This window comes from Streptomyces atratus, from assembly GCF_014648655.1.
Taxonomy (GTDB): Bacteria; Actinomycetota; Actinomycetes; order Streptomycetales; family Streptomycetaceae; genus Streptomyces; species Streptomyces atratus.
The window spans coordinates 35,756-51,097 of record NZ_BMRN01000030.1 but is presented as its reverse complement, the minus strand read 5'-3'; the positions used below and the strand labels follow the sequence as shown (position 1 = coordinate 51,097).

The 15,342-nt window shown below is 68.7% G+C and carries 12 protein-coding genes and 1 pseudogene; 1 reads left to right on the top strand and 12 read right to left on the bottom strand.

Annotation, left to right across the window (positions count from 1 at the left end; translation table 11 throughout):
• Positions 1 to 83 precede the first annotated feature (83 nt).
• From IEZ15_RS31770 to IEZ15_RS31735, 8 genes and pseudogenes are all read right to left on the bottom strand, one after another.
• Positions 84 to 1,568, bottom strand: a complete 1,485-nt coding sequence (locus tag IEZ15_RS31770; RefSeq protein WP_189280440.1) for a peptidoglycan D,D-transpeptidase FtsI family protein — start codon at positions 1,566 to 1,568, stop codon at positions 84 to 86.
• Between the two features lie 349 nt (positions 1,569 to 1,917).
• Entirely contained in the window at positions 1,918 to 4,713 is a 2,796-nt protein-coding gene (locus IEZ15_RS31765) for a DUF5682 family protein (protein ID WP_189280439.1), read from the bottom strand.
• A complete protein-coding gene (locus IEZ15_RS31760; protein ID WP_114242725.1) occupies positions 4,710 to 5,822 on the bottom strand; it encodes an ATP-binding protein in 1,113 nt (370 codons plus the stop codon). The genes IEZ15_RS31765 and IEZ15_RS31760 overlap by 4 nt, the downstream gene beginning before the upstream one ends.
• Before the next feature lie 12 nt (positions 5,823 to 5,834).
• Complete coding sequence (locus IEZ15_RS31755) at positions 5,835 to 7,292, bottom strand: VWA domain-containing protein (protein ID WP_189280438.1); 1,458 nt, start codon at positions 7,290 to 7,292, stop codon at positions 5,835 to 5,837.
• A complete protein-coding gene (locus IEZ15_RS31750; RefSeq protein ID WP_229846224.1) occupies positions 7,289 to 8,707 on the bottom strand; it encodes a hypothetical protein in 1,419 nt (472 codons plus the stop codon). Before IEZ15_RS31750 ends, IEZ15_RS31755 begins: the two co-directional genes overlap by 4 nt.
• A complete protein-coding gene (locus IEZ15_RS31745) occupies positions 8,677 to 9,180 on the bottom strand; it encodes a hypothetical protein (protein WP_189280437.1) in 504 nt (167 codons plus the stop codon). Before IEZ15_RS31745 ends, IEZ15_RS31750 begins: the two co-directional genes overlap by 31 nt.
• Before the next feature lie 263 nt (positions 9,181 to 9,443).
• Positions 9,444 to 10,471, bottom strand: a pseudogene (locus IEZ15_RS31740) (glycosyltransferase); the annotation flags it as partial.
• 273 nt (positions 10,472 to 10,744) lie between these two features.
• Complete coding sequence (locus tag IEZ15_RS31735; RefSeq protein ID WP_189280435.1) at positions 10,745 to 11,158, bottom strand: organic hydroperoxide resistance protein; 414 nt, start codon at positions 11,156 to 11,158, stop codon at positions 10,745 to 10,747.
• A gap of 117 nt (positions 11,159 to 11,275) precedes the next feature.
• On the opposite strand from IEZ15_RS31735, the gene IEZ15_RS31730 reads away from it, so the two are divergent.
• Entirely contained in the window at positions 11,276 to 11,791 is a 516-nt protein-coding gene (locus IEZ15_RS31730) for a MarR family winged helix-turn-helix transcriptional regulator (protein WP_114242731.1), read from the top strand.
• Positions 11,792 to 12,075: 284 nt separating this feature from the next.
• Here the strand turns inward: IEZ15_RS31730 and IEZ15_RS31725 are convergent, their stop codons facing one another.
• The 4 genes from IEZ15_RS31725 to IEZ15_RS31710 all read right to left on the bottom strand — a co-directional run bounded on the left by IEZ15_RS31725 (position 12,076) and on the right by IEZ15_RS31710 (position 14,834).
• Positions 12,076 to 12,309 (bottom strand): hypothetical protein, encoded by a 234-nt coding sequence (locus tag IEZ15_RS31725; protein WP_114242732.1) that lies wholly within the window; start codon positions 12,307 to 12,309, stop codon positions 12,076 to 12,078.
• A gap of 7 nt (positions 12,310 to 12,316) precedes the next feature.
• Positions 12,317 to 12,994 carry a TNT domain-containing protein gene (locus IEZ15_RS31720; protein ID WP_189280434.1) on the bottom strand — a complete coding sequence of 226 codons (678 nt, stop codon included), beginning with the start codon at positions 12,992 to 12,994 and terminating at the stop codon, positions 12,317 to 12,319.
• A gap of 954 nt (positions 12,995 to 13,948) precedes the next feature.
• Positions 13,949 to 14,149, bottom strand: coding sequence for a toxin-antitoxin system YwqK family antitoxin (locus IEZ15_RS31715; protein WP_189280433.1), 201 nt, complete (start codon positions 14,147 to 14,149; stop codon positions 13,949 to 13,951).
• 448 nt (positions 14,150 to 14,597) lie between these two features.
• Positions 14,598 to 14,834: a hypothetical protein gene (locus IEZ15_RS31710; RefSeq protein WP_114242735.1), complete on the bottom strand. Its 237-nt coding sequence runs from the start codon at positions 14,832 to 14,834 to the stop codon at positions 14,598 to 14,600.
• Positions 14,835 to 15,342: the final 508 nt, after the last annotated feature.

Here is a 15,342-nt window from a genome sequence, read left to right as displayed (position 1 = left end):
AAACCACGACCTGCCATACACCTGACAAAGCCCTGGTTCTGTCCGGCGGATCAGACCGCAGACACACCAAATGAGCTGATTCCTCAGCTTCCCAGAACTGCTTGCATCACACGCTTCGCGATCGGTCCGCCCAGCCGTCCGCCCGAGATGTCCGAGCGGGAGATGTCCATGTCGGTGGGATCGATGAAGACCGCGACCGCCACCGACGCACCGTCGGCCTTCTTGCCGTACGAGACGAACCAACCGTACGGCACCTCGTCATTCACGTTCACACCGCGCTGCGCCGTGCCGGTCTTGCCACCGACCGTGACACCGTCGATCAGGGCACGTTGGGCGCTGCCCTCCTTGGCAGTGAATTCCATCATTTCCTGGACCTTTTTCGCCGTCTCCTCGGAGACGGCCTGGCTCTTGAGCTTCGGTTCGTTCCTCTCCAAGGTCGACAGGTCGGGGCCGCGCAGCTCTTCGACGATGTACGGCTGCATCAGCTTGCCGTCGTTGGCGAGGGCGGCGGTCACCATGGCCATCTGCATCGGGGTGCTGGTGAGGCTGCCCTGGCCCATACCCGTCAGCGCGGTCCCGGGCTTGTCCAGTTGGCTCGGGTAGAGGCTTTTGGTGGCGAGCATGTCGCCGAACTCGTCGGAGTAGACATCGGCGTTGAAGCCGAACTTCTCCGCTGTCTCGCGCATCTTGTCCGCGCCGAGCTTCGATGCCGCGTCGAGGAAGACGTTGTTGCAGGAGTACTGCATGGCGGTCTTCATGGACGCCTTGTTGCAGACCGCGTCGCCGGCTTCACTGCTGATCTTGTTCGAGGAGAGCGGCAGAGGATACGGGGAAACGGCCTCGGATGCCGCGTCGACGTCGGTGACCACACCGTTCTCCAGAGCGGCGGCCGCCGTGAGGATCTTGAAGGTGGAGCCGGGCGGGAAGGTCTCGCGCAGCGGACGGTTGGCCAGGGGCTTGGCCTTTTCGTCGACGAGGTCCTGGAACCTGTCGCCTTCCTTGAACGAATTCCCGGCGAAGACGGACGGGTCGTAGGAAGGGGTGGAGACCAGCGCGAGGACCTTTCCGGTGCGCGGGTCGAGAGCGACGACCGCGCCGCGGGCACCGAGGTCGGTCAGCCCCTTGTAGCCCGCCTTCTGCGCCTTCGGGTCGATCGTAGTGATCACATCGCCGCCGCGGCGCTGCTCGCCGGCGAGAATGTCCTTGGCGTGCCGGAAGGCAAACCGGTCGTCCTGGCCGCTGAGCACGCTGTCGTACGTCTTCTCCAGCAGGGACATGCCCTGTGCCTGTGAGGCGTACCCGGTTACCGGAGCGTACATCGCGCCCTGCTTGAAGGTCCGCTGGTACTTGAAGTCCGTGCCGGAGACCGCCTTCGAACCGGTGATCGGGTCACCGCCCACGATGATGTCGCCGCGCGGGCTGGCGAACTGAGCGATCTTCACCCGGCGGTTGTGCTCGTCAGTGGCAAGAGCATCGCTCTGGAAATACTGGAGCCAGTTCGCCCGGAGCAGCAAGGCCAGCACCAGCAGCCCGCAGAAGACGGCTATGTGCCGCAACGGCCTGTTCATCGTTCTCCCGCTTCCCAAACCATTTGATCTTCAGTTATGGAGATGCATCTGCGGGCCGCATGGTTGCACCAAGGCACCTCCGCTGTTCCTGCCCCTGGACCACGCGGCACCGAGCGAGTTCGAGCGTGATCGGATGTCGCCGGGTGCGTCCGGATGTACCGGACACGGCCCGAACCCCGGGCCCTGGCCGGCCGGGTGGGCGTGACGGCGGCCGTCGCCCGGCAGCTGACCGCGGACCCGGCCCGGCTGCGGCCGGACCTGGGCCCGCGTGCCGGGCCGCGTCGGGGAGCCTGCGGCACCGGTCGCCGCCGACGGCGGTTCCGCTGCGCGGGCCTCCGCCCCGCCGAGATCACGCGCCGGCCAGCAGCCCCTCCAGCGCCACGGCCGTATCCGGATGGCGACCGGCCAGTGCCGCGCCTGACGGACCCGGATCCACCGTCTCCCACGTCCCGTCACAGCCCAGCAGGCTCGCCACCGCGTCGCACGCCGCGGGATGGGCAGCGAGCAGCGTGCAACCACGGCTGGCGTCCGCGCGCCGCGCCGTATGCACGGCTTCCGGCTGCGACCGCCACGGCGGTACCCACTCGTCCAGCGCTGCGAGCCGGCCGGGGAAGATCCGCCCGGCCTCACGGATCAGCAGCGGGGCCAGCTCGGCGCCGCCCGATCGCAGGGTGGTGATCAGGGTCGGCAGCCAAGGCAGGAGCACCGGGTCCGGCAGCCGTCCGAACGCGTTCGAGACTGCCTCCACGACAAAGTCGGTGAGGCCCGGGACGGGCTCCAGGGCGTGTACGAAGCCGCTGAGGTAGCGCGGGTAGGCAGGTATCACCAAGGGGTTGCCGAGCAGTTCGTCACACCTTGCCCGAAGGTCCGCGCGAGAGAGGTGCCCGAGCTGAACCTGAGCCGCCCACAGCAGCGCCGTCTTCGACGGGTCCTGCGGATGCGACTGGGCGACGGCCAGCTCGAGTTGGGCCCGGTCGCAGCCCAGTGACAGCGCCAGACTCTCCATGCTGAACAGGAAGCCCAGCATCGCTGCCACTTGGCGGACGGTGGCGTCGTCGTCGGTGAACGCCGTCGGCAGCAGGGTGCAGTAGTGCGCGTATCCGGTCTTGACGAAGGACTCGATCCACGGCGGCAGCACCGGCTCGCTGGTGCGGTAGTACGCCAGCAGCCGCCGCACCCGGCGCAGCACCTCCGGTGCGCCGTCCACGCTGCGTTCGGCCGACAGTACCTCCAGGGCGCGTGTGCCCAGCTCGTCGGCGAGGCGGCGGCTGCACAGGTACAACGTCGCGTCCTCGACGGCTTCCAGGACGGTCGCCGCGGTGGCGTGCGGGCCGTACGCCGTGCGGCGCAGTCGCTGCTCCAGAACCTGCTCGATGCTGACGCCCTCGTAGCCGAGCTCGATGAGCGCACGCTGATGGGTGCCCAGCGCCAGGTCCCACGACTCCTGGATCGGCCGCTCCCCCAGTCTCCGCTCGCCCATGATCGGCCGAGCCGCGCCCTGCGGCATCAGGAACCGCAGCATCCACAGCACGTCGGAACACCGCTCCAGTTCCGGCTCGGAGGCGATGTCCAGCAGCGCCCGTTGCACGCCGCGCTGCTGGAGCTTCAGGCTCAAGGGCGCGAGCCGGTCGTGCACGTCGCGGGCCAGGGGTGGCAGCGCTTCGTAGCCGACCTGGCCGACCCGGTCGCCGCCCATCATGATCTCCACGAGGCGGCGCACGTCGCGCCGGCCGGGCACGGTGTCCTTCTCGATGCAGGTGACGGCCGCATCCTGGAAGTCGTACGGCGTGGGCCTGGCCCGGTCACGCATCCCGGCCAGCAGGATCGACGTCTCGAACACTGCGATGGCATCGGCGGTGGAGGCGAGGTAGCCGCCTCGGCGCGCGGCGCGCACGATCTCCACCGACCAGCCGAGAAGTTCGGTCTCGTCCAGCCGGTCCAGGACGGGCGGTTGCTGCAGGAAGCCGGTCAGCTTGTCCGAGGGCCCGACCGCCGGTACGGGCGCCGCCGCGGCCGCGGTCTTCTTGGCCTTCGTTTTCTTCGCACCCGCCTGTCCCGCCAGGCGGTACGGCTCCACGCGCGTGCGCCTGACGTTCTTCGCCCAGACCGTCGCGGCGATCGACACCGAGCCGGCGGCCAGGCCGAACTGTGCCTCGATCGCCGCGTGGCTGGACGGAATCAAGCCCTGCTGCCACTTGGTGGCGCTGCGCGGACTGATCTCGAAGGTGTCGGTGCCGTCGACGCCGAACTCGCCGACGCGACTGGCCGCGTGGAAGGCGCCGCAAATGTAGAGGCAGTCCGCAGGATCGGTGCCGGTCGCGGACAGGTGCTCGCGCATCCTGGTCCACATGTAGCGCTCCCGGTCCTCGTCCACGCGCACCCGATGGGGGTCGCCGGGTGCGAGGCGCCGGAAGAGGCTGCCGATCAGCAGCATGACCTGGCGGTAGGTGTCGTGGTCGCTGTCGCCGAGCGGCAGTTCGACATACTGGTGCCACCATTCCGACCAGTGCCGCACCCTGCCGTGGCGCAGCAGGTGTTCCTCCAGTTCGGCGAAGCGGGGCCGCAGGTCGCCGATCTCCACGCCGACCGCGTCGCCGTGCAGCGCGGCCTCCTCCTCGGCGCGCGGTGCGTCCGGATCCGCTGGTTCGTCGGCGTGCGTTTCGCGCGCGTCCCACTGAAAGACGTGGTCCGAGGAACGGTCGACGAGGACCAGTTCTACGCCCGGCGTGTCCAGGGCGTAGGCGATCGCCTGGTATTCGGCCGATGCCTCGGTGATCGGTGCGACCACCGACAGCGGGGACCACTCGGCCGGGAAGCCGTCGACCTCGGTCGCGAACGCCTGGAGGGCCACCGGGAGCTTGCAGTTGCGCAGTTCGGTCAGGAGCGGCGCCATGTCCTCGCACAGCTCCAGGTACACAACCTTCGGTTGTTTCTCCCGCAGGCGGCGTGCCATCGCAACCGCTGAGGCGGGCGAGTGGTGGCAGACGGGGAAGATCTCCAGTGGCTCACGCACCGCGCGATCGACGTCGTCGACGATTCCGAGGAGGATGCCCTGCAGGGCGTCGGGTCCGTCGGCGAACGTCGCGGCGGCCTCCTGCAACTGCCCGCGCAGTGCTTCGAAGGGCCCCTCGTGCGTGCTGCTCATGACAGGGTGGCGATCGCGTCGCGGCCGCCCTCCAGGAACTCCGGCCAGGATCCGCCCTCTTCCTTGCTGCGCGGCTCGACGACGCCGTGCAGGTACTTGTTGAGGATGGCGAGGTCCTCGGGCTCGCGCCGGGCCAGTGACCCGACGAGCGAGGAAGCCAGCGTACGGGCCGTCAGGGCGCGCTCCCCGAAGAAGTTGCTGTGCAGGATCGCGTCCTCGAGCACGCCGATCTGTTCGGCGGACGACAGCGCGGACTCCAGCTTCTCGTCGTCGCTGCCGGCCGCAGCCGCCGAGGCGCGCAGGTCGGCGAAGCTCTGCAGCAGCACGTCGAGCAGCGTCGGCGGCACATCCAGCTCGATCTGATGGCGACGCAACAGTTCCTCGGTGCGGAAGCGGACGATCTCCGCCTCGCTCTTCTTGTTCGTCACCACCGGGATGCGGACGAAGTTGAAGCGGCGCTTGAGCGCCGAGGACAGGTCGTTGACGCCCCGGTCACGGCTGTTGGCGGTGGCGATGACCGAGAAGCCGGGCTTGGCGAACACGATGTTGTCGCTGTCCAGTTCCGGGACCGAGATGTACTTCTCGGACAGGATCGAGATCAACGCGTCCTGGACGTCGCTGGTGGAGCGGGTGAGTTCTTCGAAACGGCCGATCGCGCCCGCCTCCATCGCGGTCATGATCGGCGAGGGAATCATCGACTCCCGCGACTGGCCCTTGGCGATGACCATGGACACGTTCCAGGAGTACTTGATGTGGTCCTCGGTGGTGCCGGCCGTACCCTGCACGACCAGCGTGGAGTTGCGGGAGATCGCGGCGGACAGCAGCTCGGCCAGCCAGCTCTTGCCGGTGCCGGGGTCGCCGATGAGCAGAAGCCCGCGGTCGGAGGCCAGCGTGACGATGGAGCGCTCGACGAAACTGCGGTCGCCGTACCACTTCTGCGGGATTTCCCGGTCCAGGCCGTCGGAACGCTCGGAGCCCAGGATGAACAAGCGGACCATCTTCGGGGACAGACGCCAGGAGAAGGGCTTGGGGTTGTCGTCGATGGACTCCAGCCAGTCCAGTTCCTCGGCGTACTTGATCTCGGCAGGGGCGCGCAACAGGTCGGACATAACAGGGCCTTTCTAAGCGAGAAACGTCTTGAGCTCGTGGACGAGCTTGCGGATGTGGCCGGAGAGCACCGGAGTACCGAGGGCCTTGAAGCGTTCACGGAACCAGGGGTTGACCTCCTGGCGGCCGGAGCTGGTGACGGAACCGACGGGGATGAACTTCACTCCGGAGCGGTGGACGGCCTCAATACCCTCGAACAGCGGCTGGGAGCGGTCGAACTCGTAGAAGTCGGAGATCCACACCATCACGGTGTCTTTGGGGTCGGTGATCTTCGGACGGGCCATGGCCATCGCGACGGGACCGTCGTTGCCGCCGCCGAGGTTGGTGCGCAGCAGGGCCTCGAACGGGTCATTCACCCAGGGCGTCAGGTCGATGGCACGCGTGTCGTACGCGATCAGGTGGACGTCCACCTTCGGCAGCCCGGCGAAGATCGACGCCAGGATGGTGCAGTTCACCATCGAGTCGACCATCGAGCCCGACTGGTCCACGACGACGATCAGCCGCTGGGGCGTCGTCCTGCGGGTGGTGTGCCGGTAGTAGAGGCGGTCGACGTACAGCCGCTCCTCCTCCGGGCTCCAGTTGGTGAGGTTCTTCCAGATCGTGCGGTCGAGGTCGAGGTTGCGGAACACCCGCTTGGGCGGGACGGAGCGGTCCAGGGCGCCTACCGTGGCTTTTTCCACCTGGGTGCGCAGCACTTCGGCGACCTCGTCGACGAAACGGCGGATCAGGGCCTTGGCATTGGCCAGGGCCACGCCCGAGAGGTTGTTCTTGTCCCGCAGCAGCTGTTCGATCAGTGACATGCTCGGGGTCAGCTGCGCGGCGAGCTTGGGATCGGCCAGGACCTCGCGCAGGTGCATCCGCTTGACGAGGTCGGCCTCGATGGCGCCGAGTTCCGGGCCTATCGTCGAAATCAACCGGCCGAGATCGTGCTTCGTGCCCGGGCCGCCGGTGACGGTCGGGCCGACGCCCGGTCCTGCGGCACCTCTCCCGGCCCCGCCGCCGGCGCGGCCGCCACGCAGTTCGCCGGGCTTGCAGCCCAGCGCACGCTCCAGCCAGCCGGCGTCGGACTGCCAGCGCGCCAGCTGTCCGGCAGTGACCGTGCCGGAGCCGGAGGCGAAGACATTGAGCAGCACCTTCGACACCAGTGCCGCGCGCCGTACCTCGGCGGCCCGGCCGCATGCGCCTTCGTCGTCGGGCTCGGGCGCCATCAGACCGTCGAACTCGGCAGCCAGTTCCGGGTGGCGCTGCACGATCGAGTCGACGGATGCCTGCGGGTCCAGCAGCGCGGACGGCAGACCTATGTCATCGACGACGGCGAGGCTCGCCGATTCCAGCGAGGCCTGCTCCTCATGGTCGAAGAGGCGTGCGAGGAGGCGCCAGTACAAGACCTGACGGCGGTTGTCGTGAAAGTCCGCCTCCGGGTTCTGTGAGGTCGCGTACCCGGCCGGTTGTTCAGTCGTGTGCTCCGTCATTTCCGCAGCAGCCTCCCCGCGCGCTCCCGCAGCACGGCCACGGCGTCGGTGGCGGCCTTCTCGGCCTTGACGCCGGCCTTGTCGGTCGTTCCCCCGGCCCATCCCCCGGCGTGGATCGCGACAGCCTTCTTCCGTACGGTCGTCTCGACGGCCAGAGGCTGGACGCGATACGTCCCGGCGTCCCAGCGGAGCAGCCCGATGCACGCACCGGACGCCGCGACGGCGTCGGGGGTGAGCGGTCCGGCGGTCGGAATGCGGTCGGTGTCGACAGCGAGAGGGTGTCCGGCGACGGTGAACGTCAGTGTGTCGTCGCCCTTCTGGGCGGCGTAGCCCTCCAGGAACACGGGTACGGCGATGCGCGCCGGGTGCCGGTCCAGGGGTGCGGTCGCCGCGTCGGTGGCAGTGGGCAGGGCAACGCGGGCAGTGGCGAAGGCGTCGGCGGGCTCGCTCGGGCGCGCGTGCTCGTCGCTCCAGACCAGGTCGCCCTCGGCGGTGACCGGCATGCCGACGAGATCCATTGAGCGGCCCTCGCTGACGGCCGCCAGCAGCGACATGTGGGGGCGGAGCAGCTGCCAGACGCCGGCTCCGACGACCGTGTCGGGCTTCGGCACCGACACGCCGGCACGTACCAGGCGGGGCGCGGCGCCGTCTGCGGGCTCGAACACCGCGTGGACCTGGGCCTGTGCAGCGGTCGCGTGTTCCTGCAAGTCGACGCCGAGGGGCAGCAGGCGGCCGGTGGCCGTACCGGTCATGGGCACGTCGGCCGCACCGGGCAGCGTCAGCAGCATCGCGCGCGACCACAGGTCGGCCCAGCGGCGTGCCGGGATCCTTTCCAGGGCCGCGCCCGGGCAGGATGCGGCGAGTTCGGCGGAGAAGCCGTCGAGGAGCGTCGCCAGGCGGCGTAGGGCCGGGTCCGGAAGCATTGCGGAGACGACTTGCGCCGACCCGGAGACCACATCGTGGTCGATGCCCTGCCACCCGGAGCGCGCCAGATCCGACAGCCAGGAGCGGGCGGCGGCGAGCAGGTTCACGGCCTGCTGCCCGCCGGGCGCCGGGACACTCTCCTCGCTGCCGGACCGACCGGTCGCCTCCTCGACGCGGGTCATCAGTGCGTCGTGAACGGAGCCGAGCAGTGCAGTACGGGCAGCGGCGAGGGCGACGAACTGGTCTTCGCTCGCGGCTCCGTCCGCCGCCTTCTCGGCCGCCTCGGCGACCCTGGCAGCCAGCGGCGTCCCCTCGACGGCGCGGGCGAGCTCTGTCAGGCCGGCGGCCTGGGCCGGTTGGGGGCGGAGCAGGCCGGCGGCGAGAGCCCGGTCAAAGGCGTCGACGGCCGTCAGGGCTTCGTCGAGCCCGGCAATCGTTTCGCAGAGCAGGTCGGCGCGCATCAAGCCACCGCCCTCGTCGGCGGGAACCACTGCATCTCCGGCAACGGTGCGGTGGTCGGGGCGAGTTCCAGGTAGGCCAGGTGACGCAGGAACCTGCTGAAGACCGGCGCGGCAGCCTTGGTGTCCCCCTGCGGTGGACGTGTGTTGCTCATGTCGGTGGCAATGGTCTGCGCGCTCGGCTCCCCGTCCACGATCTCGACCCTCAGGTAGCGGGCGACGCGCTCGGCGCCATACTGCAGCACCGCCTCGTTGATCAGGGCCCGGATATGATTGCAGAACGAGCCCCGCGCGCCGCCGCAGGGCCGGTTGTTGTTGGTGCTGCAAGCGAACGCGTAAGTGCCGGCCGCGACCGACGAGACATAGACCCGCTCAATGTCCGAGCCGCTGGACACCACGCCCTGCAAGCGTCCGTCGGCCAGCTCCACAAACGGAACCTTGGCAAGCTTGCGCGGCCGTGCGGGTGCTATCACCCGTGCCGTGCTCGACCTCTCCCAGTCGGACAACGCACCATCTCCTATGCACCAAGAGGACTTCCGCGCCACAACGGCGGGACACGACTGAACATACTTGCGACCACTGACAACGCCGATCGCGGACGCACAGCCGCGTCACGCACCGCTCCCGGAACCGGCAACAAGGCCACGGAATGAGGCGGATATCCGGTGGTGGTTCTCCGGGTCCGGGCTGAACCTTTCTCCGGAATCGCGGCGTACCCTCCACACGCCCCTGCGACGGGGGGTGCCGGTAGCCCCAGCCACGAAGACCTCTACCGACCTCGACCAGATGCGAGACCAAAGCATGACTGTCCGCCCGCGCCGGCACGTGCGCTGCCGGCCACGGCGGTCGCTCGTGCGCGGGTCTCGGGAGTCAGGGCCGTCCTGAGCGCGGCTGACAGGGACTCGGTGGTCGGACTCGGACCGTCGTATGCCGCGCCGATGCCCAGGTGAGCCACCCGGCTGGCGAAATACGGCTGGTCCCCCGCCTGGGGTACCAGCACTTGAGGCGCGCCGGCCCAGGTGGCCGTCGTCGTGCCCGCGCCGCCGTGGTGCACAACGCCGGCCGCCCGACGGAACAGTGCCTGATGGTTGACCTCGCCGACGACGAAGCAGTCGTCCTGATCGTCGATCAGAGCCAGGTCGGACCAGCCGCGGGCCACGACCGCGCGGCGGCCCTGCGCTCGGATCGCCTCGATGGCCACCCGGGCGACGTCCGTCGATGTGCGCATGGGCATGCTGCCGAAGCCCAAGTACACCGGTGGTGTGCCGGCATCCAGGAACGCCACCAACTCGGCCGGGAGCGGGCGTTCGTCCGGCGGGGCCCACGCGCCGGTCTGCACCACGTCGAGGTCCGTCGGCTGGTGCCGCGGGGCCAGGATCGGGTCCGTGGCCAGCCACCGGTGGTCGGTGAAGACGTGGTCGCGGACGTTGTCCAATGACGGCCGGCCGATCGACGCCCGGTGGGTGTTGATCGCCTCGCTCAGCACCGCGTGCGCATCCTGGGCGTCCCGGTCCCAGAGCAATCGGTTGTCGGTCACATCGGATGGGAGCATCCGGCCCGGCCGCGGGATCGGCTGGTGCTGCGGCGACGGCAGGCTGACCGGCTGATAACTCTCGTACACGTAACGGATGCCCAGTTTCTCGGCCACCGACTTCACGACGGCCACGGCCGGCACGAGGCCGGTAGCCACCAGCACATCACACCCCTCGGCTGCCAGGGTGACCCTTCATAAAACGCGGCGACCAACTCGGCTGCGCGCCGGGGCACGCCCGCCGACGACGGCGTCTTCCCGGTCACCAACGAGCGGAACCAGTGCAGGTGAGCGAACGCCCGCTCCGCAACCCAGCGTTGGGTGACCAGGCCGGAACCGCGCCCGGTGTCGCTCGGTGCCTTCGAGCCACACTGCGTGGGCTTCGTGACTGTGTGTACCGCTCCCCCGCCGCCGGGGCCGCTGACACCCATACGCGCAGCCCGCCCCGAATCGCGGAGGGGTGGCGTGCAGCAGAAACACGGCGAGGCCGGCCCCCAGTGGGGTTGGTCCCGGGCACCGGCCCATCGCCACCCGGAGAGCTACTCGATGACGAGCTCGACCGGGATGTTGCCGCGGGTCGCATTGGAGTAGGGGCAGACCTGGTGGGCCTGCTCGACCAGCTTGCGGCCGGTGGCCTCGTCGACGGCCTCGGGCAGCTCCACGCGCAGCGTGACCGCCAGACCGAATCCCTCACCCTGCTTGCCGATGCCGACCTCACCGGTCACGGCGGCATCACTGACGTCGATCTTGGCCTGACGGCCGACGAGCCCCAGGGCGCTGGCGAAGCAGGCGGCGTAACCGGCGGCGAACAGCTGCTCCGGGTTCGTGCCCTGGCCGCTGCCGCCCATCTCCACCGGGATGGCCAGCTGCAGATCCAGCTTGCCGTCGGGGGTGACGGCGCGGCCCTCGCGGCCGTGGGTGGCGGTGGCAACGGCGGTGTAGAGCGCTTCCATGAAAGTGATTCCTCTCGAAAGTGATGTCCCAGCGGCGCTGTCCGACCGCTTCCACTCCAGGAAAGCACACAATTAAATTGCACACAATCTAATGGCGTGCAGGGTTATGCTGGATCCATGACCTCCATGTCCAGCCCGAACCGCGAGGCCCCGTCCGAGGCCGACTACCTACGCCTCGACCAGCAGATCTGCTTTTCCTTGAACGCCGCGTCACGCGCCTTCGGCAGCGTCTACCGCGTACTCCTCAAGGACCTCGGGCTCACCTATCCCCAGTACCTGGTGATGCTGGCGCTCTGGGAGCACGGCGAGCTGCCGGTGAAGACGCTGGGAGAGCACCTGCGGCTCGACTCCGGCACACTGTCACCGCTGCTGAAGCGGTTGGAGGCGGCGGGCCTGGTACGGCGCGAGCGCAACGCCCAGGACGAGCGGTCGGTGCACATCCACCTCACGGACGAGGGCACGGCACTGCGCGAGCGGGCGCTGGCCGTGCCACGCCGGATCGCCGCGGCAACCGGCTTCGACCTCGACGAGATCAGCAACCTGAGAGCCCGCCTCAACCGACTCACGGCAGCCCTGGACACAGCAGCCTTGGAGGAAAACCCGAGCTGCGCCGACGCGGTGTCCGAGAAGTAGCGTCGCTCGCCGGACGTGGGCGGTTCTGCAGAGGGTCGAGGGAAGCGGGGAAGGCGTCCCGGCCACCCCGCCCACGAACAGACCGTCACCGACGCCTTCCGCGCCGGCGACCACCTGGAAGCGAAGGCCCTCGAAGATCTGGGTCTGCCCATGTACCGGTCCCCGGTTCGGACGACCACCCGACGAGAGCAGATGAACACCGCGGCTTCGCCGACGAAGGCGCAAGGGCGTTTGAGCTCACCGAAGGGCAATGACAACGACGACCAGCGGCAAGAAGCGGCGTGTCAGAGGAGCAGGTGGAGCAAATGCGCGCAGGCGACCTGTTCGCTCGGGTGGCGGGCGATGACCTCGTACGTGCCCCGTTCGTACACACCGGTCTCCCACGCCCCATCGGACGCCTGTCGCAAGAACAGAAAGTCCGTGGGGGTGGGGACCGGTTCGTGAACGCCCTCGATGCGGTAGTAGCCGTCGGCCACTCCCGCCTCGCTCAGCACCGCGTGCAGTTCCCGGCGTTCCACGCTGGAGCTACGCGGCGGCAGACTTGAGGTAGTCATGCTCCAGCAGCCACTTGACGTTCAGCCGCTGCCCCTGGCCCGGGTCGAGGAAGACCGCGTCGAGCTTGATCTGCCGGCCGCCCCCCGGCTGCTCGAACCACGGGGCGATACTGCCCTGCCACACCCAGAAAGGCTTGGCCACCTTGTATACGCGGTAGTCGCAAGCGACTTCTGCTTCACGGGTGTTGAGGTTCTGGGGTGGCAGCGCACGCTCTGCGTACGCATCACCAGCGGGTGCCAGGTAGCTGCCGTACTCAGAACCGAAGCGGTCCAGACGCTGGCCCGCACGCAGCTTGGTCGGCTCCTTGTCGATCTGGCCGTTGACCTGACCGAAGCCGTCGTTGGGCGGGTACTTCCAGCTGCCGGAGTCGGCGGGACCTTCCCAGTACTTCTTCAGAAATGCCTGCGGGGACAGGGCTCCGGTGCGCTTGTACCCCTTCAGAAGCGGACCCACAGGGGCCAGCCGACGATTCGGAAGCCACTTGGGGCCGAGCCGGGCGTCGCCGCGGAACTCACCCGTGCAGGGATCGTGCCGGGCCACGGATGCAGGCGTCCGGCCCTCCGGCTTCGCTGAGGCGCTCGCGGCGGGGGCCGTGACCAGCCCGGCAGTGATGCCAAGCACGGCAAGCACGTTGCGCATGCGGTTCATTCAGAAGTCCCCTTCAGGTGCCGGTGATCGATTACGATAGCTGACAAAGAGTATCCTCTCGCTTACTCAGAGCGTCCATTCTGCGCCGTTTTTGGGACACGAAGCAGCGCGGCATCCCGGCCCTGTTCTGTTCGGGGCGGGCCGGATACAAAAACATCTGACGCGCACTCTGTCAGCGGCGTTGGCGACGCCTCCGGCGCGAACGGCCTTGCACTGAGCGCCGGACTTCGTCGGGCGTCCACAAAGCTGCTGGTCCGCCTCTTCGAGCACAGGGTCTCCTCTGCTCATTCCTTCGCCCCTGGGCAGCTGTGGCTGCACCGCGGGGCGTGGGTGTGGGTTATGGGATGTGTGGCTGGATCACAAGGGTTTCGAGTGGTCTGGTCCGGTGGGGTTGCGGTATCTCGTCGGCTTTGGCTGTCGTCGAAAATCCGGAACAGTGCGCGAAGACAGCGCCGGCCGAGGTCGATGAAGCAGCGCGCGGTGCCGTCGGGTCGAAGCCGGTGAGCGCGCAGCTCCACGCGGCCGGGGCGTGGCCTGCGTGTTCCAGGTGGAACAGGGCGGCGGCCCGCAAGGCGACAGAGCGGGCCGGTGCGCTGCCGGCGGTCGCCGATGTGGTCGGTGGCGATCGAGTGCGCGGGTCCGCGTCGGGCGCTCAAGCCGCATGGCAACAGGGGATACGGCTTCAATCACCCGCGGCGTTTGCTGCGCAGCCGAAACACCGCGTCGTGCATTGCGCGTTGCGGCATTTGGAGCTTCGGTCGGCCGGGCCGGCGCCGGTAGGTTGTGGGGCGCGCCATGTCCTGGCGGAACGGCTTCCGGCGACTGGATCGTGGATGCGAGAGGAGGGCCGCGCGCCTCCTTGCCGTCGCCGGCACCGTCGGCGCCCTGAGCTGTTACAGCCGCATCGCCGACTGAGAACCACATGAGGGGTGGCCTGGTGAAGCCTTGGTTCAGTCAACGGTGGACTCTTCGCTTCACCTCTTCGCCCGCCTTGTTGAAAGTGATCCACTCGCCGGTCTTCTTGCCGAGGTTGCATGTCCCCTCGTCCAGCAGGTTGCCGTTGTCATGCCACCGACGCCATGGGCCGTCCCGCTGACCGTCCGAGTAGTCGTCCTCACCCGACAGGGCTCCGTCCTGGAATTGCTTCTCTGCCATGGCAACAGCGTAGGAATGGGCGGCCTCGACAACCCGGCGCCCCATCCCATGTCTCCAGGGACGTAACCAACCGTCGTCGGAGCCGGCCGCCGAGATGTGAATTCGCCGGTCTGCGCTCACCAACCAGGACACCGCGCAAGTCGACTTCCCGGCATGGATGACTACCGGGCCGCCGCGGGATCGGTTCGGAACGCAGGTGGGGCGGCGAAGGTCATCACCCCCCTGCGGCCGCGCCCGACGTCATCCAAGCCGAATGGGACCAGCCGACGGGCATTCCCAATACCTCGTGAGATGCCGGCCCGAGCAGCAATCGGGTGTCCGTCGATACATACGACGGTGCGCCCACCGCCGATCCGGTGCCCGGATCGAAAAGGTCGCCGCTGCCCACGCAGACGCGGTGCGGCGATCCTCGTCGGCAGTCGGTTGCCCTCGCGCGCATGGCAACTGCCTAGTGCAGCCTCCAGGTGAACTTGCCGCCACCCACCCACCGAACCTCGCCCGGATCGTCGAGGTCGTGGACTCTGATGCCTGCGGCCCAGGCGGCATGCAGCACGTCCGCCATCGATGTTGCGGCGCTGACGACCTCCCCGTCGATCTCCACAAGGCGGAAGGGCGGATCACCTGGCTGGACTCTCAGCACGGTGATCCGAGGCGTCGAGATACGCGGGCTCGCACTTTCGGTCATGCGCAGATCCGTTCCACGCCACGGTCGGCAGTATGCCCGGCGGCAGGATAGGTAACGCGACTCCACGTGACATCACCCCGGCGGCCGAGCCGGCTGCCCGTCGGAAGGCAGATCCGCCGACAGCAGTCCGCAACCAGGCCCAGCGCGCGTCAAGACCCGCTGACCATTCACCTGTCACCTGTGCCGGAACGCTGCCGGGGTCAGCGGGGCAGGCCGGTCACGGCAAGGAACTCAGTGCGCGATCGACCTGCTGCGCGACGGCGAGGCGGCCACCGTCGTAGCCCGGCTGACCGAGCACCCCGGGACCGAGTTCGTCTGCCGCGACCGTGCCCAGTAGCGGGGCGACGTAGGAGCGCCGAACCGGGCGCGGGGTGCCCGATCCCGGAGAGCTCCGGCACAGAGCGCGTACCGCAGCTTCGCGAGCGCCGCGGGGTTCGGTCCATCGGTCTCCATGCCTCCTTGGACGGGTGTCCTGCATCGAGTGATTGCCGGAAATCACGGGCGTGCT

What these genes read in the sequence shown, in the direction of transcription:
- IEZ15_RS31710 (WP_114242735.1), bottom strand. Translation starts at nt 14,834, where the DNA reads ATGACCGAAAGTGCGAGCCCGCGTATCTCGACGCCTCGGATCACCGTG.
- IEZ15_RS31715 (WP_189280433.1), bottom strand. Translation starts at nt 14,149, where the DNA reads ATGGCAGAGAAGCAATTCCAGGACGGAGCCCTGTCGGGTGAGGACGAC.
- IEZ15_RS31735 (WP_189280435.1), bottom strand. Translation starts at nt 11,158, where the DNA reads ATGGAAGCGCTCTACACCGCCGTTGCCACCGCCACCCACGGCCGCGAG.
- IEZ15_RS31765 (WP_189280439.1), bottom strand. Translation starts at nt 4,713, where the DNA reads ATGAGCAGCACGCACGAGGGGCCCTTCGAAGCACTGCGCGGGCAGTTG.
- IEZ15_RS31760 (WP_114242725.1), bottom strand. Translation starts at nt 5,822, where the DNA reads ATGTCCGACCTGTTGCGCGCCCCTGCCGAGATCAAGTACGCCGAGGAA.
- IEZ15_RS31755 (WP_189280438.1), bottom strand. Translation starts at nt 7,292, where the DNA reads ATGACGGAGCACACGACTGAACAACCGGCCGGGTACGCGACCTCACAG.
- IEZ15_RS31770 (WP_189280440.1), bottom strand. Translation starts at nt 1,568, where the DNA reads ATGAACAGGCCGTTGCGGCACATAGCCGTCTTCTGCGGGCTGCTGGTG.
- IEZ15_RS31720 (WP_189280434.1), bottom strand. Translation starts at nt 12,994, where the DNA reads ATGAACCGCATGCGCAACGTGCTTGCCGTGCTTGGCATCACTGCCGGG.
- IEZ15_RS31730 (WP_114242731.1), top strand. Translation starts at nt 11,276, where the DNA reads ATGACCTCCATGTCCAGCCCGAACCGCGAGGCCCCGTCCGAGGCCGAC.